Source organism: Flavobacterium agrisoli, assembly GCF_016522065.1.
Lineage (GTDB): Bacteria > Bacteroidota > Bacteroidia > Flavobacteriales > Flavobacteriaceae > Flavobacterium > Flavobacterium agrisoli.
In genome coordinates this window covers 378,533-397,817 of the sequence record NZ_JAEHFV010000003.1, presented here as the reverse complement: position 1 = coordinate 397,817, position 19,285 = coordinate 378,533, and the positions used below count along the sequence as shown (strand labels likewise).

21 protein-coding genes and 1 tRNA gene are annotated in these 19,285 nt (G+C 33.6%); 10 read left to right on the top strand and 12 right to left on the bottom strand.

All coding sequences use genetic code 11. The annotated features are described in order from the left end of the window. Positions 1-4: 4 nt before the first annotated feature. The gene (locus I5M07_RS09990; RefSeq protein ID WP_200106294.1) at positions 5-913 is read left to right on the top strand and encodes a DUF5655 domain-containing protein; all 909 of its coding nucleotides are present in this window, start codon (positions 5-7) and stop codon (positions 911-913) included. 84 nt (positions 914-997) lie between these two features. On the opposite strand, the gene I5M07_RS09985 is transcribed toward I5M07_RS09990, so the two are convergent. Then, positions 998-1,270: a hypothetical protein gene (locus I5M07_RS09985; protein WP_200106293.1), complete on the bottom strand. Its 273-nt coding sequence runs from the start codon at positions 1,268-1,270 to the stop codon at positions 998-1,000. Between the two features lie 12 nt (positions 1,271-1,282). On the opposite strand from I5M07_RS09985, the gene I5M07_RS09980 reads away from it, so the two are divergent. Together I5M07_RS09980 and I5M07_RS09975 are read left to right on the top strand one after the other, a co-directional pair. Continuing rightward, positions 1,283-1,624: a DUF6922 domain-containing protein gene (locus tag I5M07_RS09980; RefSeq protein ID WP_394369052.1), complete on the top strand. Its 342-nt coding sequence runs from the start codon at positions 1,283-1,285 to the stop codon at positions 1,622-1,624. A gap of 293 nt (positions 1,625-1,917) precedes the next feature. Beyond that, positions 1,918-3,402 (top strand): Fic family protein, encoded by a 1,485-nt coding sequence (locus tag I5M07_RS09975; protein ID WP_200106291.1) that lies wholly within the window; start codon positions 1,918-1,920, stop codon positions 3,400-3,402. Between the two features lie 1,024 nt (positions 3,403-4,426). On the opposite strand, the gene I5M07_RS09970 is transcribed toward I5M07_RS09975, so the two are convergent. Beyond that, the gene (locus I5M07_RS09970) at positions 4,427-5,230 is read right to left on the bottom strand and encodes a hypothetical protein (RefSeq protein ID WP_200106290.1); all 804 of its coding nucleotides are present in this window, start codon (positions 5,228-5,230) and stop codon (positions 4,427-4,429) included. A gap of 107 nt (positions 5,231-5,337) precedes the next feature. Between I5M07_RS09970 and I5M07_RS09965 the strand changes: the two genes are divergently transcribed. Further along, positions 5,338-5,763, top strand: a complete 426-nt coding sequence (locus I5M07_RS09965; RefSeq protein WP_200106289.1) for a thermonuclease family protein — start codon at positions 5,338-5,340, stop codon at positions 5,761-5,763. A gap of 139 nt (positions 5,764-5,902) precedes the next feature. Here I5M07_RS09965 and I5M07_RS09960 read toward each other — a convergent pair. From I5M07_RS09960 to tpx, 7 genes are all read right to left on the bottom strand, one after another. Next, positions 5,903-5,987, bottom strand: a tRNA-Ser gene (locus I5M07_RS09960). Between the two features lie 157 nt (positions 5,988-6,144). Continuing rightward, a complete protein-coding gene (gene ribB, locus I5M07_RS09955; RefSeq protein ID WP_200106288.1) occupies positions 6,145-7,278 on the bottom strand; it encodes a 3,4-dihydroxy-2-butanone-4-phosphate synthase in 1,134 nt (377 codons plus the stop codon). A gap of 8 nt (positions 7,279-7,286) precedes the next feature. Next, a complete protein-coding gene (locus tag I5M07_RS09950) occupies positions 7,287-8,735 on the bottom strand; it encodes an LptF/LptG family permease (protein WP_200106287.1) in 1,449 nt (482 codons plus the stop codon). Between the two features lie 8 nt (positions 8,736-8,743). Next, the gene (locus tag I5M07_RS09945; protein ID WP_233622015.1) at positions 8,744-9,442 is read right to left on the bottom strand and encodes a LolA family protein; all 699 of its coding nucleotides are present in this window, start codon (positions 9,440-9,442) and stop codon (positions 8,744-8,746) included. A gap of 9 nt (positions 9,443-9,451) precedes the next feature. Next, complete coding sequence (locus tag I5M07_RS09940; protein WP_200106286.1) at positions 9,452-11,899, bottom strand: DNA translocase FtsK; 2,448 nt, start codon at positions 11,897-11,899, stop codon at positions 9,452-9,454. 15 nt (positions 11,900-11,914) lie between these two features. Further along, positions 11,915-12,289 (bottom strand): diacylglycerol kinase, encoded by a 375-nt coding sequence (locus I5M07_RS09935; RefSeq protein ID WP_200106285.1) that lies wholly within the window; start codon positions 12,287-12,289, stop codon positions 11,915-11,917. Positions 12,290-12,299: 10 nt separating this feature from the next. Then, the gene (tpx, locus tag I5M07_RS09930) at positions 12,300-12,797 is read right to left on the bottom strand and encodes a thiol peroxidase (RefSeq protein WP_200106284.1); all 498 of its coding nucleotides are present in this window, start codon (positions 12,795-12,797) and stop codon (positions 12,300-12,302) included. 275 nt (positions 12,798-13,072) lie between these two features. Between tpx and I5M07_RS09925 the strand changes: the two genes are divergently transcribed. Genes I5M07_RS09925 through I5M07_RS09900 form a run of 6 tightly spaced genes read left to right on the top strand, consistent with a single transcriptional unit; the run spans position 13,073 to position 17,745 of the window. After that, positions 13,073-13,732 carry a MarR family winged helix-turn-helix transcriptional regulator gene (locus I5M07_RS09925; protein ID WP_200106283.1) on the top strand — a complete coding sequence of 220 codons (660 nt, stop codon included), beginning with the start codon at positions 13,073-13,075 and terminating at the stop codon, positions 13,730-13,732. A gap of 11 nt (positions 13,733-13,743) precedes the next feature. Beyond that, positions 13,744-15,213, top strand: coding sequence for a phytoene desaturase family protein (locus I5M07_RS09920; protein ID WP_200106282.1), 1,470 nt, complete (start codon positions 13,744-13,746; stop codon positions 15,211-15,213). A gap of 14 nt (positions 15,214-15,227) precedes the next feature. Beyond that, a complete protein-coding gene (locus I5M07_RS09915; protein ID WP_200106281.1) occupies positions 15,228-16,064 on the top strand; it encodes a phytoene/squalene synthase family protein in 837 nt (278 codons plus the stop codon). Next, positions 16,061-16,525, top strand: a complete 465-nt coding sequence (locus I5M07_RS09910) for a hypothetical protein (protein WP_200106280.1) — start codon at positions 16,061-16,063, stop codon at positions 16,523-16,525. The genes I5M07_RS09915 and I5M07_RS09910 overlap by 4 nt, the downstream gene beginning before the upstream one ends. 58 nt (positions 16,526-16,583) lie before the next feature. Next, positions 16,584-17,042, top strand: a complete 459-nt coding sequence (locus tag I5M07_RS09905) for a sterol desaturase family protein (RefSeq protein WP_200106279.1) — start codon at positions 16,584-16,586, stop codon at positions 17,040-17,042. Then, a complete protein-coding gene (locus I5M07_RS09900) occupies positions 17,035-17,745 on the top strand; it encodes a lycopene cyclase domain-containing protein (protein ID WP_200106278.1) in 711 nt (236 codons plus the stop codon). Before I5M07_RS09905 ends, I5M07_RS09900 begins: the two co-directional genes overlap by 8 nt. A 68-nt stretch (positions 17,746-17,813) precedes the next feature. On the opposite strand, the gene I5M07_RS09895 is transcribed toward I5M07_RS09900, so the two are convergent. The 3 genes from I5M07_RS09895 to I5M07_RS09885 all read right to left on the bottom strand — a co-directional run bounded on the left by I5M07_RS09895 (position 17,814) and on the right by I5M07_RS09885 (position 19,247). Then, complete coding sequence (locus I5M07_RS09895; protein WP_200106277.1) at positions 17,814-18,071, bottom strand: DUF6952 family protein; 258 nt, start codon at positions 18,069-18,071, stop codon at positions 17,814-17,816. 100 nt (positions 18,072-18,171) lie between these two features. After that, a complete protein-coding gene (locus I5M07_RS09890; RefSeq protein WP_200106276.1) occupies positions 18,172-18,480 on the bottom strand; it encodes a thioredoxin family protein in 309 nt (102 codons plus the stop codon). Positions 18,481-18,608: 128 nt separating this feature from the next. After that, positions 18,609-19,247, bottom strand: coding sequence for a peroxiredoxin (locus I5M07_RS09885; RefSeq protein ID WP_200106275.1), 639 nt, complete (start codon positions 19,245-19,247; stop codon positions 18,609-18,611). Positions 19,248-19,285 lie beyond the last annotated feature (38 nt).

The window sequence follows — 19,285 nt, the reverse complement described above, 5'->3', positions numbered from 1 at the left end:
AGTTGTGAATTTATACCAATTTAAAAACACCAATAGTCTCAGTATATTAAAAGAAAAACCTTTTAAACTAGAAAAAGAAATTCAAACCTTATTTGAAAAGAACCTCTTGGAATTAATGGGTTTAGAAATGGTGAATTCAGAGTTTGTAATAAAAGGGAAACGTATTGATACTTTGGGCTATGACCCACAATCGAAAGCTTTTGTTATTATTGAATACAAACGGGATAAAAATGTAAGTGTAGTAGATCAAGGTTTTACGTATTTAAGTTTAATGCTGGAAAACAAAGCCGATTTTGTTCTGACATATAACGAAACTTTGCAAAAAGCAATTCACAGTACTTCAGTAGATTGGTCACAAACACGAGTTGTTTTCGTATCTCCTAGTTTTACTGAAAACCAAAGATTAGCAACTAATTTCAAAGATATTGCTATAGAATTGTGGGAAATTAAAAGATATGAGAATGATTTAATTAGCATCAATCCTATTAAGAAAACTAAATCAGCCGAAAGTATAAAACCGCTAACGCAACAAAACAGTGTGATGAAATCGGTAACCGATGAAATCAAAGTTTATACAGAAGAAGACCATCTAAATAGAAGATCAGAAGAAATTATTGAATTGTATGAAAGTTTCAAACAAGGAATTCTAAACTTAAAACCTGATTTTGAAATTGTTCCTAAAAAATGGTATATAGCCTTTAAAGTCAATAAAAATGTTGTTGATATAGAATTACAAGCCAAATCATTAAAAATTTGGATAAATTTGAAAAAAAGCCAATTAGATGATCCTAAAAATTTGATGCGAGATGTTTCAACAACTGGACATAATGGGAATGGAGATTATGAAGTAACTGTAAAAGATACGGAAAATTTAGAGTACATTATGAGTTTAATCAAACAAGCTATAGCATAAAGAACACCTGCCTTTTAAGCAGGCGGTCGAAGTTTTACGTCACTATTCCAGAAAGAAGAAGTTGTAAAATTTTATTTAGTATATTTACAATATGAATGTAGAAAGTATCATAGCAATCCTAGCAAATTTAGTAACCATTTTAGTGGCTACTAAAAATGGTACACCTATATTTTCCTTTTTTAAAAAACCTTTTTTGTAAAAAATTTGACCCACTACTTTTAAGTGGGGAGTAATAAAGCTATAAAATACAGATACTTGAGGGCTATAGGGATTCGAACCTGTGACCTCCTTTTGAAAAATTAAAATAAAAAACGGCTTAAATTGAATAGCAATTTTGAGGATAAATGCATTAGCCATTAAAATCAAAGTATTGAAATTTGTTCTAGTTTACCACTTATAGTCTCCAATTCAATAATTTTAAAAGTAAAGCGATCAATAAACATAGCGACAATTTTTCCCAAACATTTATTTTGGGATATGGATTATGATAAATTGAGTCTCTCAAGAGATAAGGATATTATTATTCCAAGGGCTTTGTATGCTACTACTCCAGATACTTTTGAAGAGGATATAAAAAAATTAGAAAATTTATATTCATCCAAAACGATTGTAAAATACCTAAAACAAACTACCGAAAAAATTAGTAACAAGGTATGTTTGTTAGTAGCAAAACGCTACAATGTAGAACCATTTGTTCGTTTCTCTTTATAATGTATGCAAGCAGTCTCTCCAGCAATTTGCAAAATCATTTCGCAATTACAAAACATTCCATCACTCTCTGAATTTCCTTTTGCCATAGCTTTAAAAAACAACTAACTCCAATTACTGGAAAATTTTTGCGTAAAATAGATATTTATTGGAAAATAAGGCTTGGTTTTCTAGGGAAAGTTATTTTTAGTGGAAATTCAAATCAATTACCAATTCATTTATAATGGAAATTTTTTGCGTAAAATTACTTTTTAATGGAAAATAGTAGCTAATTTTGAGTTTAAAAAGCAATTATAATGGAAAACAACATCCCTATTCACCTTCAAGAAATCATTTTTGCAACAAGTGATAGTGCTTTAAACAGGCAATTAGGTAAACTGGAAGAGGAAGGACAAATAAAAAAAATTGCACCCCGTATTTATACTTCAAATTTTAACGAATCGGAGGGAACAATTATTCGAAGAAATATCTTTACTATTTTAGGAAAACTGTACCCCGGAGCAGTATTAAGTCATCGATCTGCAATAGAATTCAAACCAACTAAGGCAAATCAAATATTTGTAACCTATACCTATACCAAGAAAATTGAACTGCCGGGAATAACCATACGTTTTATGGAAGGAATGCCGGCAATTGAAGGTGACAATCCGTTTTCGGGCGAATTATTTGTATCGCAGCAAGAAAGAGCTTTTTTAGAGAATTTACAATCTTCACGTCAAGTAGGACCAACTTCCAAAACCATTACCTTACCTGAAATAGAAAACAAACTGGAACAAATAGTACAGGTAAAAGGGGAAGAAGGATTAAACCAATTCAGAGACAAAGCAAAAGATATAGCGGAGAAATTAAAGATGCAGTCCGAGTTTGAAAAGCTAAACAAACTGATAAGCGCTTTACTTTCTACAAAACCTTCCAAAATACTGACTTCACCAATAGCAGTAGCCAGAGCTTTAGGAAATCCTTACGATAAACATCGCTTGGAATTATTTGAAAAATTATTTATAGAATTACAGCAACAACCCTATAAAAACAGACAAGATGTAAATATTGACGTCAATGCTTTTAGAAACTTCGCTTTCTTTGAAGCTTATTTTTCTAACTATATCGAAGGAACTATTTTTGAAATCGAAGAAGCCAAAAGCATCATTCAAACCGAAACACCAATTCCAAATCGTGACGAAGATTCACACGACATTTTAGGAACCTATAAATTAGTAAGCAATCAAAAGGAAATGTGCACAACACCTTCAAATCCTAACGAATTACTAAATATATTGCAATACAGACATCAAATACTATTGGCAGCCAGAACCTCAAAAAAACCAGGACAATTCAAGGACAAAAACAACCGGGCAGGAGAAACACATTTTGTTGAACACACTTTGGTTAGAGGTACTTTAATAAAAGGATTTGATTACTACCAAGCATTACAAGAACCATTCGCCAAAGCAGCTTACATAATGTTTATGATAAGTGAAATACATCCATTTTTAGACGGAAACGGTAGAATTGCAAGAGTAATGATGAATGCCGAATTAGTAAAAGCAAGCCAAACACGAATCATAATTCCTACAGTATATCGCGATGATTATTTGGGAGCATTAAGAAGACTTACAAGAAACGATGATCCAGCAGTCTACATAAGAATGTTACAAAGAGCACAAGAATTCACTGCAACTTTGCTAGCAAATGATATGGAAGCATTAGAAAATCATCTTACTCAAAGCAATGCCTTCAAAGAACACGATGAAGCTAAATTGAAAATAATTACAAATGGGTAAATATTATAGGTCAATGCTATTTTTGTATAAGTTTATCACATTGAAAATTTGAAAGTTGACTTTATTAAATCAAAAGTTTAGTTTAAACTAAGTATTCCAAAACTACATAAAGATTGATTTACAACAAAACTTCACTTTGAATTTAACCAAAGTACAAAATAGTAACAAAAAAAAGAAATAGGAACGCTATCGCTGACCTTTTTGCTCCCACCCGGCCAACGCTCTGCCAACGCTCCTGTGGTTTTGGGCTTCTGCCAACGCTCTAGTAGCACATTGCAGCTTGCTCCGTAAACTCCACAACTGCAATAAGCTACTTCCCAACGCTCGAAAGCCCAAAACCACCCCCAAGCTATGTTACATAATAAGCCATTATGGTTCAGTATGGCTGAACACCAGCCACACCGAAACCATAAGCTTATTATGTAAAATAGCCGCACCCCAACGCACCCGCCCTGAATAGGATAGTATTTGCATTGTTTTTTGAAGATGCCACAACGTCTCACAACAAATTTTCTACTGAATACTAACACCTGCTTTCTGAACACATTTTCAGGCATCCTCAAAAAACAAATTTGCCCACAAGAGTATTTTTATTTGCAAGAAACCCTCTGCTAAAAATGAAGTTTACGAAAGCAAATAAAAATACCCTTGTTTCGCTACTGCCACCGCACTCGGTAAGTACAGTTGGGGCAATCTTCCATTTCCCCAACCCCCTATGGATGCAATTTTTTTTGAAAGAATGCCACAACATCCGATTCCAAATGAAAGTTCCCGATAAGCATTCTCTCAAAAAAAACAGCGCTGATTCCCCCTTATCCGATTGACAGCTCCCAAATTTGATGATTGAGGCTTCCTTGGATTTTTCTCTCGTTAAACCGATGTTTATTCTACCCTTAAAAGCACTATAAGCCCTATATAATTGCACATTATAGGTAAATAAGTGTAAAGCAAAAAGCCCTCTCGTTAGAAAGGGCTTAATTTGCAACATTGCAAACTTTGCAGTCTTACAAACTGATGGTTTTTTTTAGAAAGTCTCTTGGATTTTTAAAGCATTACCCGCATTGAATAAATAATAATTAGATCCTACCATTTGATAAAATTCTATTCCAATACTACCCAAAACAGCAACATTGATTGTCATTGTTGGCGCACCTGGTAAAGCAGCAGTAACATCAATTATCGGAGTTACAGCATCTACCGGAGTATAATCTGAATAAGCTATGTTTGACATTTCATTTAGAGCAGGCTCGGCAGGTTCGTAAGCTCCCGTAATTGGATTAAAAATAGTGTCCGAAACAACAGATATTGCATTGATAAATCTAAAGTGAGTTGCTCCTGATGGAATGTTCAAAAAATTAAGCGGATTAAACTCTGGAATACTTAATGTACTCTCGTTCCTTCCAACTGTAGCGGTCAATGTAAATGGAGCTCTGAAAACACCATTAAAAGAAATGTTGCGATTGAAATCCAAACCTTTTAAATATTGTGGTTGTTGTGAAACCAAAACGGCTCTTTGTCCTCTCGCTTCAGAACCATCTTCAATATTGATTTTTTTCATAATCGCGGTTAGTCTTCCTGTTAGTTGACTATCGGACATTTGTTTCATTAAAGCCGACAAACCAACTCTTAATGATTTACCTGCGTTTGCACAAGCAGTAAATTCACTCATATTTTCACGAGTACGTATAAAACCAGGATCATTTTTTACTTGTTCTGCAGTTGGTCCACCTTTTAGACCAGCAAAATAACCTTCGTTACCTTTAATTTTGAAGTGTCTCACTTCGCCTAATGTTCCGACATATTTTATATGCCCTTTTTGTCTTGCCATTTCTTAATATGTATTTAATTAAACTTTTTTTTAAATTTACAAAGTACATATCTAACAATCAATCACTTAACAAATGCTATTTAAGGCATTTTAACGCTAATAAACGTATGACAAGAAATATTATTCGGAAAGTAAAGGGATTCGTCGATGGAGACGGTCTAATTGCAGAAGATTTTTTAACTAAAAAGCAGTTTGAAATTCGATTATATGGCATTGATGCCCCCGAAATGAATTATTGTAATAAAATAAAAAAGGATGAAAAAGAGCTGCATATTCCTGCTGCATTTTTAATTAAGCTTGGTTATATGTCTTTTGAATTTTTAAAAAGTAATATTTCAATAGGGGATAAATGCACATTAATTCAAGAAGAAAATAACCTTCAAGACAAATACGGTAGAAGTCTTGGTTATCTTATTTTAAATGATGGCAGAGTTTTAAATGAGATTATGATAAAAGAAGGGTATGCAAAGCCGTATAACGATGTTTTTTGCGAAATGCTCCTCAATGTATCAAGAATGGAATTTACAAGCTAAAATCGAATCAAAAGGATTATATAGTATTGTAAATAAGTTTTAAAATCGTTTTTGAATGGTTGTGGGCTAAATGTGGACTAAAAGTAAAAACAAAAAAAACCTAACTCCTTCATTTACAAGGGTTAGGGTTTTAATTCTGCGGAGAAAGAGGGATTCGAACCCCCGGACCTGTTACAGTCAACAGTTTTCAAGACTGCCGCAATCGACCACTCTGCCATTTCTCCAGTATGTTGCTATCATTTCCTGATTGCGAGTGCAAATATAAGAGGTTTTTCTAGATAAAAAAACAAAAATTCAAAAAAAAATCAGCTAATTTTTTATAGTTGATTTAATCATTTCATTTCGTATACGTTAGCAAAAAAATATTTTCAAAATTATTTTTTAATACTTTACATATTCGGTAATTTCAAGACCATAACCAATCATTCCAACCCTTTTTGTTTGCTCTGTATTGGATACCAATCGAATTTTTGAAATATCGATGTCATGTAATATTTGAGCTCCAATACCGTAATCTTTGGTATCTATCACCACTTTTGGCGCTTTCATCGTGCCCGTTGCTTGTAATTCTTTTAACTCGGTAATTCGATTTAATAAATTCACAGCCGACATATCTTGATTTACAAAAATTACGGCTCCTCGCCCATTTTCATTAATCACTTTAAACATATCATCTAATTGCTGGTCGGCATTGTTAGTTAACGTGCCCAACAAATCATTATTTACTTGCGAAGAGTGGATACGCGTTAAAATAGCATCTCCCAAAGACCATGTGCCTTTGGTAAGTGCAATGTGGATTTGCTTATTAGTGGTTTGTTCGTAGGCGCGCAATCTAAACGTTCCAAATCGTGTTTCAATATCAAAGTCTTCTTTTTTTACAATTAAGCTGTCGTGTTGCATACGGTAAGCTACTAAATCTTCGATAGAGACTAATTTTAAATCGAATTTTTTAGCTACTTCTACCAATTGTGGTAAACGCGCCATTGTGCCGTCTTCATTTAATATCTCACAAATCACTCCAGCAGACTTAAATCCGGCCAAACGAGCAAAATCAATTGCCGCTTCGGTATGACCTGTTCTTCTTAAAACCCCGCCTTGTTTGGCCACTAAAGGAAAAATATGCCCCGGACGAGCCAATTCGTGTGGTTTGGTATTAGCATCAACTAAGGCTAAAACCGTTTTGGCACGATCTGAAGCTGAAATTCCTGTCGTAACACCATTCCCTTTTAAATCTACAGAAACGGTAAAAGCGGTTTCCATATGATCGGTATTATTGGTCACCATCGGTTTTAAATCGAGTTCTCGGCAGCGACTTTCGGTAAGTGGAGCACAAATTAATCCACGTCCATGTGTGGCCATAAAGTTCATCATTTCTGGGGTAATCTTTTCTGCTGCCGCCAAAAAATCACCTTCATTTTCTCTGTCTTCATCGTCTACTACAATAATAACTTTACCTTGTCGGATGTCTTCTATTGCTTCCTCAATAGTATTGAGTTGTATTTTTGTTGTCGCCATAGCGTGTATTAAGTTTGTTTTGGAAAAAACCGTTGTGTCAGTTTTTGAATTGTTTTTTGAATTGGAGTAAAAATGACATCAAAATTAATTAAACCGATATCATTAGTAGCTCTATAAGTAAGCAAAACTGCTAGAGGAGTTAATATAAAAGAGGACATCCAGGCACCCATAAATGGTGTCATACCGCCTTCTTGTGATAATCTTTTACCAAATGTATTTATAAAGTGAAACGTAATAAAAATAAGAACTGCAAACACAATAGGCAAACCTATACCACCTTTTCGAATAATGGCGCCTAAAGGAGCTCCAATAAAAAACATTAAAAAACAGGCATAGGCAATTACGAATTTTTCGTATAATGCCATCCAGTGTTTATTAATGTTACGCTCTTTGTTTTTAAGTTCATTTTTAGAAGCTTCTATAGAAAATAAAGTGCTGCTTATATTATTTTGTACTGTTTTAAGTAAACCTGATTTTTGTGTATCATCCAAAACCGATAAAATATTTTTTGGAAGCGCTTTGAATTTCTGAGGTTTATCACTTTTTATTGTACGGTGATTTAATCCTACACGTTGGTTGATATTTTCCGAAAAGGAAACCACATCGTTATCATAATTGGTATTCAACGAATCTAAAGTGTACCTAAGCTCACTAACATTCAACATGTTATTGGTATTGGTAATACTCGAATCGTTTAAATCTACATTATTGAGTTCTGAAAGATCAATATTTACCACTTGCTTTTTATAAAAACTCTTTACAAATGGCAATTTATTTCGCTCTTCGTATTTTTTCGGAATTACATCTTCGTAGTAATAACCATCGTTTAAAACCATTTTTAAAATACTCGATTTTTCGCTGCTAATCAATTTCCCATCTTTGGCTTTTATAACTATTCGAGCACCGTTTCCGCTATTCGATTTTTTATGAATGGTAATACCTGTCAAAATATTTCCGTTTTCACCCGATTTCTTATTCACTTTAATATTGTATTCCCCAATATCGCTAAATTGTCCTTCGGCTATAGCCATTGCAGGCTTAGCTTGCGCAATATTTTTACGGAAATTAATGAATTTATATTCGGCAAACGGAATAACATTATTAGCAAAAAAGAATGCTACAATAGCCAAAATAGTAATGAAAAAAATCAAACTTCGCATGGCTCTTTGTAGCGAAATACCAGATGATTTCATAGCAGCAAACTCGTAGTTTTCAGATAAGGAACCGAATGTCATGATCGAAGCCAACAAAACCGAAAGGGGTAACACTAACGGAATAATTCGCGGCATAGAAAACAAAAGGAATTTAATTACCAAAACAAAATCCAAATCTTTCCCGGCCAATTCGGCAATAAACAACCAAACGGTTTGCAGTATGAATATAAAAAACAAGATTACAAATACCGTAGTAAATGTAATCAGGAATGATTTTAATAAATATTTATCTAAGATTTTCAATCTTGCAGTTAATCTAATTTATTGATGTAGTAATTTGGGTATTTACTTTTTGCAAAGGTAAATTGATTTTTTGATAATGGTTGATTCGTTTTAAAAGAATTAACGGTTAAGGTTGTTTTTGTCCCATTTTTACCCATTTCAATTAAATTATAAATGTGCTTGGTTTGACTGTCAATACCTAAAAGAATTTCTTTACGAGCATCTTTTGTATTGGTCGGAGTGAGTTTGATGTACTGAATTTTGCGACCTTTTACATTTTGAACAATGTCCATTTTGTACTTATAACCCGAATTAAAAAAAGTTAGCATTTTAGAAGGTGTAATAGCACTATCGTCTTTTTCATCCACTTTTGCTATTGTAATTTCTTCATCTTCAGGAACAATCGTGTAGGTTTTCTGACCATCAAAAATCTTGGTAACTCCCATAAAATTCAATACATATTGATTGCCTTTCATGATCACATTTCCTTTACTATCTTGGTTGATGTTTTCTTTGGCGTTATTTAGCGAATATTTGAAATCTATCGAAATGTTATTGTAGCTTTTTACTTTAGCTGTTACTTGATCTAACAAAGCTTTCGCATTTTTATCTTGAGCATTTGCCGAAAACGCAACCAAAAATAAAGCTAAAATTGTTAAAAATGTAAAACCAATAGCCTTAGAGAAAAAAGTAGTTTTGAGATTCATTTCTTGCTGAATTGCTTTCATGATGTTTGTTTAATTTTGTTCATTATTAAAAAAGTGATCAAGAGCAGCCATATCTGGAATATTTACATTTCGTGCTTTACTACCTTCAAAAGGACCTACAATTCCTGCAGCTTCCAATTGATCGATTAAGCGACCCGCACGATTGTAACCTAATTTTAACTTTCGTTGTAACAAGGAAGCCGAGCCTTGTTGCGAATTCACAATAATTTCGGCAGCTTCTCTAAATAAGGTGTCTCTCTCTGAAATATCTACATCAAGATTAATGCCATTTTCTTCTCCAACAAATTCTGGAAGCAAATAAGCTGTTGCATAAGCTTTTTGGGAACCGATAAAATCGACAATTTTTTCTACCTCTGGGGTATCAACGAAAGCACATTGTACACGTACTACATCGTTTCCATTTGAATATAATAAATCTCCACGACCAATTAACTGATCGGCTCCTTGAGTATCTAAAATAGTTCGAGAATCTATTTTTGAGGATACTCTAAAAGCAATTCTCGCAGGGAAATTGGCTTTGATTAAACCTGTAATTACGTTTACAGATGGTCTTTGTGTAGCGATAATTAAGTGAATTCCGATAGCCCTGGCTAATTGTGCTAGTCTTGCAATTGGCATTTCAACTTCTTTTCCAGCAGTCATAATCAAATCGGCAAACTCATCGACTACTAAAATGATATAGGGTAAAAAACGGTGTCCGTTTTCAGGATTCAATTTTCGAGACTTAAATTTTTCGTTGTATTCTTTGATGTTACGAACCATAGCATCTTTTAGCAAATTGTAACGGTTGTCCATTTCGACACACAATGAATTCAATGTATTGACTACTTTGGCATTGTCTGTAATAATAGCGTCGTCAGAATCTGGCAACATGGCTAAATAATGTCTTTCAATTTTATTAAAAAGTGTCAGTTCGACTTTTTTAGGGTCAACCATCACAAATTTAATTTCAGCTGGGTGTTTTTTGTAAAGCAATGATGTAATCACAGCGTTCAAACCAACTGATTTTCCTTGTCCAGTGGCACCTGCCATCAAAAGGTGAGGCATTTTGGCTAAATCGACAACAAATGTTTCATTTGAAATTGTTTTTCCTAACGCAATAGGCAATTCCATTTCGGCTTCTTGAAATTTTGCCGCACCAATCACACTTTTCATCGAAACCATCGTTGGATTTTTGTTCGGAACCTCAATTCCAATAGTTCCTTTTCCAGGAATAGGTGCAATAATACGAATACCTAATGCCGATAACGATAAGGCAATATCGTCTTCTAAACTTTTAATTTTAGAAATACGAATACCCGCCTCGGGCACAATTTCGTATAAGGTTACCGATGGCCCAACGGTTGCCTTGATTTGTGCAATTTCGATTTTGTAATTGCGTAAGGTATCTACAATTTTGTTTTTGTTTTCTTCTAATTCCTCCTGATTGATGGTAATCCCGCCAGTAGAATATTCTTTGAGTAAATCAATAGTAGGAAATTTATAGTTTGACAAATCCAAAGTAGGATCAAACAAACCAAAATCGGCCACCAAACGCGAAGCCAAATTCTCTTCTATAATATCTTCTTCAGGAGCTTGCTCAATTACAAAAGCCTCTTCAGGAGCTGCAGGTTTGATAGGAAGGGATGTTGGGTTCACCTCCATTTCTAATGGTTTCGATGGTTGTTTAGGTAATTCGGAAGTGTGCGCAATTGTAGGCTTTAAAGCCGCTTTGTTAATCTCGAATTTAGAAACATCCGATTTTAAATGAATCGAATCTTCTTCTTCCAGTTCTTCATTATCAAGAGCAAATTCTTCTAAATTATAAGCATCACCTGCATTATCTGCAACTGCTGGTGTCGTTGTTTTTACAGGTCGTTTGCTAACATCAAAAATTGACTGAATTTTATCGGGAGAGACTTTAATTTTAAAAATCAAGTACACAATTAATCCGAAAAACAACACCAATAAGGTTCCTGTTTTTCCGATATAATCTTGTAAAAACAAATTTAGCTCAAACCCTATTGTGCCACCTAATTCGGGAGCCGAAGTGGCAAAAAAACCAAATAAAATGGCGATGATGATAATGGCAAACATATCCCAAAACCAACTGTTTTTTAATTTTTTAAGAGACAACTCTAAAAAAAGAAACATGCCCGTTAAAAAGAACAATCGAACAAACAAAAACGAAGCCAACCCAAATCCTCTGTAAATAAACAAATCAGCCAAATACGCGCCAAATTTGCCCAACCAATTTTGCACTGGCTCAGTTCGATCCCCAAAAGAATTGATGGCGCTTTGATCGGCTTGACCCGTAACAAAAAAGGATACAAAGGCAACACCTAAAGCAACCGAAAATAATACCAAAAGCACACCCAAAACTATTTTGTTTTGTTTGCCCAATTTCCAAGGTCGTTTTGTCTCGGACTTTGGTTTTTCAATTTTACCCGAAGTTTCTTTTTTTGTTGATTTTGCCATTCTTAATATTAAAAACTAAATAAATTTTGGAATGTAAATTATTAATCCAATTGAAATTGCTGTTAGTGCCGCAAAAAACACGGCACCAGCAGCAATATCTTTAATAAAACCTATTTTTTTATGATAATCCGGATGAATAAAATCGGCCACTTTTTCGATAGCTGTATTCAATCCTTCTATACTGAGAACCAAACCAATTGCTAAGGTTTGAAAAAGCCACTCTGTTTGAGAAATTTTCAAATAAAACCCTAAAACAGTCATCAAAATTCCAAGCGAAATTTGAACCATTATACTATGCTCGGTACGAATGAGTTTAAACATTCCTTTACAAGCATAGGTAACGCTTTTTAACCTTCCTTTTATGAAAGTGTTTTCCTTTTGAAATTCCACTAAAAAAGAATTAAAGTGCCGCTAATGCAGCCTCATAGTTAGGTTCGTCTGCAATTTCGGCTACTTGCTCGGTATGCGTAATTTTACCGTTTTCATCAGTAACAATAATAGCACGCGAATGCAATCCTGCCAAAGGACCATCAACAATATCCAAACCGTTACTTTTTCCAAATGAATTATCAACAAAATCAGATAAACTCACTACATTTTCAATTCCTTCAGCTCCACAAAAACGTTTTTGCGCAAAAGGTAAATCTCTAGAAATACACAATACTACGGTATTATCTAAAGCACTCGCTTTTTCATTAAATTTTCGAACAGAAGCAGCGCAAGTTCCGGTATCTACACTAGGAAAAATATTCAAAACTATTTTTTTTCCTGCAAACGAATTTAATGTTGCAATTCCTAAATCGGTTTGAACTAATTTAAAATCTGCTAATTGCGAACCTACCGCTGGTAAATTTCCCGAAGTATGCACTGGATTACCTCCTAATGTTATTGAAGCCATAATTTTTTTTTAAATGTGAGCTTCAAAAGTATAAAATTTATTTAAGAATAGCTTTTAAAAAAACTAAGATTTTGGGAGATTATACGCAATCGTTTATTAAAATTCAACTCCATTTTTACCAAAAAGTTAAGGCGGTATTTCGTTATTATTAAATACCAAATAGTGCTTTGTTTTAGCTTTTATTCTTTAAAAAAACAAATAAATAGTATTTTTATACACTAATTTTAAAATTTAAAAGTATATTTACATACTAATTTTAATTAAATAGTGTTCAAATGAAATACAATTTGGTAAAAGACCTAATAAACCTTGTGGAAGAATTTGAATTATCCAAAATCAATACATTTAGCAAGGACATTGAGGGATTTAAAAAGTGGATTTGTTCCGAAAAGAAAAAGGCAAAACCAAACGCAGAAGAACCTTATTGGGAAGGAAAAGAAAAAGGAAGAAGTGCCGAAAGTATTATTAATACGCTCATCGTGCACTTAAACCGCTATGCCAAAACGTATTCTAAAGCTGCTATACATGACTCTGATTTTTCTACACAAGAAGAGTTTATTTACCTCATCAATTTAAAAGCATTGGGAGCTATGACTAAAATGGAATTGATTAAAAAAAATATTCAAGAAAAATCGGCTGGAATTCAAATTATCAATCGGTTGTTGCAACAAGGTTGGGTTGAACAACATGATTCGGCATTAGATAAAAGAAGTAAAATCATCGGAATTTCTGAAAAAGGAATAATCGCGCTAGAAAAGCAAATGGATAAAATTAGACTGGCAACCAAAGTGGTTACAGGAAATTTAACCGAAACTGAAAAAGTAGAATTGATACGATTACTCAGCAAATTAGAAGATTTCCACCAACCCATATTTGCTGAAAATTTAGCAAGTTCAGAATTATTAGATAAAGTGGTAACGCAATATTTACCCTAAAAAAAATCAAAATGAAAAAGAAAATTGCCATAATAGGTTCGGGTATATCAGGACTTGCTGCAGCGGCTTATGCATCAAAAGCAGGTCACGACGTACATGTTTTTGAAAAAAACAGTATTCCAGGTGGAAGAGCCAGACAATTCAAAACCGAAAATGGTTACACCTTTGATATGGGGCCAAGTTGGTATTGGATGCCCGACATTATCAATGATTTCTTTAACGATTTTGGTTATGAGGCCAGTGATTTTTATCAATTAATTGCACTTAATCCACAGTTTGAAATGATTTTTGCAGATAGCCAATTAGCTGTTCCAAAAGAATATTCTGAACTGAAAGTTTTGTTTGAATCTTTAGAAAAAGGTGCGGGCAAAAAATTAGATGCTTTTATGAAGGCAGCCCAATATAAATACGAGGTTGGCATGAAAGAATTTGTACAAAAACCTTGTCATTCTTGGCTGGAATTTGTTTCACCAAAAATAGCAATGAGTGCCTTTAAATTGGATTTACTTTCTGACTTTAGAAGTTATGTGAAAAAATACTTTTCGGATGCTCGGTTGCAAACTTTAATGGAATTTCCAGTGATTTTCCTAGGGGCTGCACCTCAACACATTCCGGCTTTGTATAGCCTGATGAATTACGGTGGCTATGCGTTAGGAACTTGGTATCCGATGGGTGGCTTTTACCAACTCATTCTGGCTATGAAAAAAATCGGAGAACAACAAGGCGTTCAGTTTCATTTTAATCAAGCAGTTGAAAAAATAGTAGCAAAAGACAAAAAAGTAACTTCGATAATCAGTAACGAAACAGAACATTTTTTTGATGCCGTAATTGCTTCTTCCGACTACCATCATACCGAAACCTTACTCGAAAAAAACAAACAAAATTATGATGAAAATTACTGGAAGAGCCGAACTTTCGCCCCCTCCTGTCTTATTTATTATTTGGGTTTTACAGAGCAAATTCCGAACTTAAAACACCACACTTTATTTTTTGAAAACGAATTAGACGACCATATTGATGCCATTTACAAAGATAAAAAATGGCCGAAGAAACCTTTGTTTTACGCTTGTTGTCCATCGAAAACAGATGCTGGTGTAGCGCCAAAAGGGCACGAAAATGTTTTTTTACTGATGCCCGTAGCTACTGGAATTGAAGATGACGAGGCAATTCGGGAACAGTATTTTTTAGAAATGATAAAGCGTTTAGAAAAACACACCGGTAGCCGCCATTTAATCGATAAAATTGATTACAAAAAAAGTTATTGCGTTCGCGATTTCGTTCAAGATTACAATGCTTATCAAGGAAATGCGTATGGTTTGGCTAATACTTTATCGCAAACGGCTGTTTTAAAACCGAGTATCAAAAATAAAAAACTAAACAATCTATTTTATACAGGGCAATTAACCGTACCAGGACCTGGAGTTCCGCCCTCCATTATTTCTGGAAAAATTGCTGCCAACGAAATCAATACAATAATCTAAAAAAACATTGCTTTATGAAAATACTATTTGACGAAGTATCACACCAAGTGAGCAAAGCCATTACTAAAAAATACAGCACTAGTTTTTCTTTAGGAATATTAGCGCTAAGTCCAACCATCCGACCTGCTATTTATGCCATTTATGGTTATGTCCGATTAGCGGATGAAATTGTAGATAGTTTTCACGATTATAACAAAGAAGTTTTGTTGGAAAAACTCAAAGAAGAAACTTGGCAGGCGCTCGAAGAAGGCATTTCTATAAATCCAATTTTGCACTCTTTTCAATGGGCTGTCAACAAATATAAAATTGACAAAACGCTGATAGAACAGTTTTTAAAAAGCATGCAAATGGATTTAAAACCTGTTGATTATAATACCGACCGCTATCAAGAATATATTTTAGGTTCTGCCGAAGTGGTGGGTTTGATGTGTTTACAAGTTTTTGTCGATGGAAATAAAACCACCTATCAATCCTTAAAACCGTTTGCCATGAAATTGGGTTCGGCTTTTCAAAAAGTCAATTTTTTAAGGGATTTAAAAGAGGACTATCACATTTTAGGAAGAACCTATTTCCCTAATATCGATTTGCAACTTTTTGACAATAAGAGCAAAATTGCTATTGAAAAAGAAATTGAAAATGAATTTCAAGAAGCTTTAATTGGAATAAAAAAACTACCTGTTTCTTCAAGATTTGGTGTTTACTTGGCTTATAAATATTATTTGTCTTTATTTCATAAAATCAAGAAAACCACCGCACAACAAATATTACAAGAGCGCGTGCGTATTCCAAATGGACAAAAAATCTCTTTGATGATGAGTAGTTATTTACAATATAAAATATCTGCTATATGAAAGGATTAGTGACTGTTTTTTTAATCTGTATAAATGGTTTTCAATTAACAAGTCAGTCGTTTGATTTGGAAGTTGTACGGCAACAATACAGCCAATCGGTTACAGACAAAACGGTTTGTCAAAACATGATAACCGAATTAAGCAAAAAAACAGAAACCGATGTGCATTTGGCTTATTTAGGGGCTTATCAAACCATTTGGGCGAACCATATTTTTAATCCGATAAGTAAACTTGCCACTTTTAAAAAAGGAAAAGCGAATATTGAAAAAGCAGTTCAACAAGCTTCTGAAAATGTCGAAATTCGTTTTATTCGATTATCTGTACAGCAAAATTGTCCAAAATTTTTAGGATATTACCAGAACATTTCGGAAGACAGAGATTATCTTATTCGATATAAAAATACAGTTACTTCGGTAATTTTGCAGAAACAAATTAAAACACTTTTAAATAAGTTAGAATAAAACAAATCGTGATTTTTTAAACTACAATATAGAATAAAAAACCGTCGAAATTTTTAATATGAACATACTAATAATTGCTATAACTTTTTTCCTAATGGAAGGAGCCACCTGGATTATCCATAAGTACATCATGCATGGTCTTTTGTGGATGCTTCATAAAGACCATCATGACCATAGCCATACAGGCGATTTTGAAAGAAATGATTTGTTTTTTGTCATTTTTGCTTTGCCTACGATTGCCTTATTGTATTTTGGTGCCGAGCAAAATTTTAATTACTTATTTTTCATCGGAATTGGCATCTTTTTATACGGGATGGCCTATTTTTTCGTACACGACATTTTTATTCACCAACGCATCAAATTCTTTCGAAATACTTCCAATTGGTATTTGTTAGCAATCCGAAGAGCGCACAAACAACATCATAAACACGTTGGCAAAGAAGAAGGCGAATGTTTTGGTTTTCTTTGGGTTCCTATAAAATATTTTAAAATGCAATTAGCTAAAAAAAATGGATAAATCATACACCTACTTATTCGTAAACTTTTTCGCTTTTATAGTTTGTTTTCTTTTTTCATTCGATAAACGCATTCAATTTTACAAACATTTTGGCTCCTTTTTAAAAGCAGCTGCAATCGTGGGTATTCCTTTTATTTTGTGGGATGTTTGCTTTACCCAAATGGGCGTTTGGTGGTTTAATTATGACTACGTTATTGGTATTCACTTTTTAGGTTTACCACTCGAAGAATGGCTTTTTTTTATCTGTATTCCGTTTTCTTGTTTGTTCACCTATTATTGTTTGAATCGGTTTTTCGATCTTACTTGGGCCAATGCATTCAACAATATGATTGTTTTTGGAAGTAGTATTATCACACTAGTTATAGCGCTTTTACATTATGACAAATGGTATACCTTGGTAACCGCAGTAACCACATTTTGTACCTTGATTTACTTACATTTTATTGCTAAAGCAGATTGGATAGGACAAGCTTCGTTAGTGTTTTTGATACTGATGTTGGGATTTTTTCCAGTAAATGGTGTTCTTACGGGAACCGGTATTGAAGAGCCAATTGTAAATTACAATCCGAATGAATTTTTAAATATTCGAATGCTCACTATTCCTATTGAAGATGCGGTGTATGGCTATACCCAATTTTTACTAACCTTATATTTTTTTAAGATTTTCGATAAAAAACAACCTTCAGTAGGTTTTCAAAACTAGATTTTATAAAACATAAAAGCCCTCAAGTGGTACGAGAGCCATTATTTATTTCGATAATACGTATTGAATTATTTGTCAATAGAACCCATGACACGCTTCATAAAAGCATTCAAGGCTTCTTTTTTATCGGTACCTTCTTTTAACATTTTATGTACTTCAAGTGCACCGTACATATTCGAAATTAATTCGCCAATTACATCCAATTCCTCATCTTTTAAAGACGGAATTTCAGTCATAGCTTCTAAAACTTCGATGGTTTCGATGATATAATCTTGATCGTTTTCTTCGATAAATTGGGTAAGCTGTTTGATTACAGGTAATTTCATATTTTATTTCGGAATTATAGTCGTTTTAGAAGAATTTGTATGAACAACTGTTGTAAAATGGATTGGCCAATCCTTGAAAATTACTATATAAAAAAATTATTTAAGCGATTTCGTTCACAAGTTCAATTAAAACTTCTTGTTTGTTTGTTTGTGTTTCGCCTACCAATTTTCCGTTTACAAAAGTGGCAAAAGTAGGTAAATTGGTCACATTCGCTAATTTTCTTGATTCTGGCGAATTTTCTGCATCAACTAAAACAAAAGTGATGTCTTCTTTTTCAGTAGCTAATTTTTTGAATTTGGGTTTCATAATACGGCAATTACCGCACCATGAAGCCGAATATTGTACTACTACTTTTTCGTTTTTAGCTACTAAATCAGCTAAAGTATCTTCGGTTAAATCGATTAACATTTATTTGTTTTTTTGAGGTTCAAAGAGACAAAGGTTCAAAGGGACAAAGGTTTTAAACCTTTGTAAATATTTATAGCAAAAAACCTTTGCTACTCTCTGCCTATGAACCTTTGTACCTTTATAAAAATTTAGTTTGCACTCAAGTAAGCTGCTGTACTGTTTCTATCGGCTGACATAGCTTCTTTACCAGCTTCCCAGTTAGCAGGACAAACTTCTCCTTTAACTTGAATGTGCGTATAAGCATCAACCAAACGCAAGTATTCGTTTACGTTACGACCTAATGGCATATCGTTTACACTTTCGTGGAAGATTTTTCCAGTTTCGTCAATTAAATAAGTAGCTCTGTAAGGAACGTTAGATCCTTCGATGATAACAGAATCTGTTTCTTCGCTGTACTCAGTTGACTCAATATCTAAAATTCCAAGAATGTTAGCTAAGTTACGGTTTGTATCCGCCAAAATTGGGTACGTAACACCTTCAATTCCTCCGTTGTTTTTTGGAGTGTTCAACCAAGCGAAGTGTACTTCGTTAGTATCACAAGAAGCACCAATTACGATTGTATTTCTTTTTTCAAATTCAGGCAAAGCAGCTTGAAAAGCATGTAATTCGGTTGGACAAACAAAAGTAAAATCTTTTGGATACCAGAACAATAATACTTTTTTGTTGTTGTTTACCGCTTCTTCGAAGATGTTGATTTTTAAATTATCTCCCATTTCAGAAATGGCGTCTACTGCAATGCTAGGGAATTTTTTTCCTACTAATGACATATTATTTGTTTTTAAAGTTGTTGTTTTTTTACTAATGC

What these genes read in the sequence shown, in the direction of transcription:
- I5M07_RS09985 (WP_200106293.1), bottom strand. Translation starts at nt 1,270, where the DNA reads ATGGCTAATGCATTTATCCTCAAAATTGCTATTCAATTTAAGCCGTTT.
- I5M07_RS09975 (WP_200106291.1), top strand. Translation starts at nt 1,918, where the DNA reads ATGGAAAACAACATCCCTATTCACCTTCAAGAAATCATTTTTGCAACA.
- I5M07_RS09970 (WP_200106290.1), bottom strand. Translation starts at nt 5,230, where the DNA reads ATGGCAAGACAAAAAGGGCATATAAAATATGTCGGAACATTAGGCGAA.
- I5M07_RS09965 (WP_200106289.1), top strand. Translation starts at nt 5,338, where the DNA reads ATGACAAGAAATATTATTCGGAAAGTAAAGGGATTCGTCGATGGAGAC.
- ribB (WP_200106288.1), bottom strand. Translation starts at nt 7,278, where the DNA reads ATGGCGACAACAAAAATACAACTCAATACTATTGAGGAAGCAATAGAA.
- I5M07_RS09945 (WP_233622015.1), bottom strand. Translation starts at nt 9,442, where the DNA reads ATGAAAGCAATTCAGCAAGAAATGAATCTCAAAACTACTTTTTTCTCT.
- I5M07_RS09940 (WP_200106286.1), bottom strand. Translation starts at nt 11,899, where the DNA reads ATGGCAAAATCAACAAAAAAAGAAACTTCGGGTAAAATTGAAAAACCA.
- tpx (WP_200106284.1), bottom strand. Translation starts at nt 12,797, where the DNA reads ATGGCTTCAATAACATTAGGAGGTAATCCAGTGCATACTTCGGGAAAT.
- I5M07_RS09925 (WP_200106283.1), top strand. Translation starts at nt 13,073, where the DNA reads ATGAAATACAATTTGGTAAAAGACCTAATAAACCTTGTGGAAGAATTT.
- I5M07_RS09920 (WP_200106282.1), top strand. Translation starts at nt 13,744, where the DNA reads ATGAAAAAGAAAATTGCCATAATAGGTTCGGGTATATCAGGACTTGCT.
- I5M07_RS09915 (WP_200106281.1), top strand. Translation starts at nt 15,228, where the DNA reads ATGAAAATACTATTTGACGAAGTATCACACCAAGTGAGCAAAGCCATT.
- I5M07_RS09910 (WP_200106280.1), top strand. Translation starts at nt 16,061, where the DNA reads ATGAAAGGATTAGTGACTGTTTTTTTAATCTGTATAAATGGTTTTCAA.
- I5M07_RS09905 (WP_200106279.1), top strand. Translation starts at nt 16,584, where the DNA reads ATGAACATACTAATAATTGCTATAACTTTTTTCCTAATGGAAGGAGCC.
- I5M07_RS09900 (WP_200106278.1), top strand. Translation starts at nt 17,035, where the DNA reads ATGGATAAATCATACACCTACTTATTCGTAAACTTTTTCGCTTTTATA.
- I5M07_RS09895 (WP_200106277.1), bottom strand. Translation starts at nt 18,071, where the DNA reads ATGAAATTACCTGTAATCAAACAGCTTACCCAATTTATCGAAGAAAAC.
- I5M07_RS09890 (WP_200106276.1), bottom strand. Translation starts at nt 18,480, where the DNA reads ATGTTAATCGATTTAACCGAAGATACTTTAGCTGATTTAGTAGCTAAA.
- I5M07_RS09885 (WP_200106275.1), bottom strand. Translation starts at nt 19,247, where the DNA reads ATGTCATTAGTAGGAAAAAAATTCCCTAGCATTGCAGTAGACGCCATT.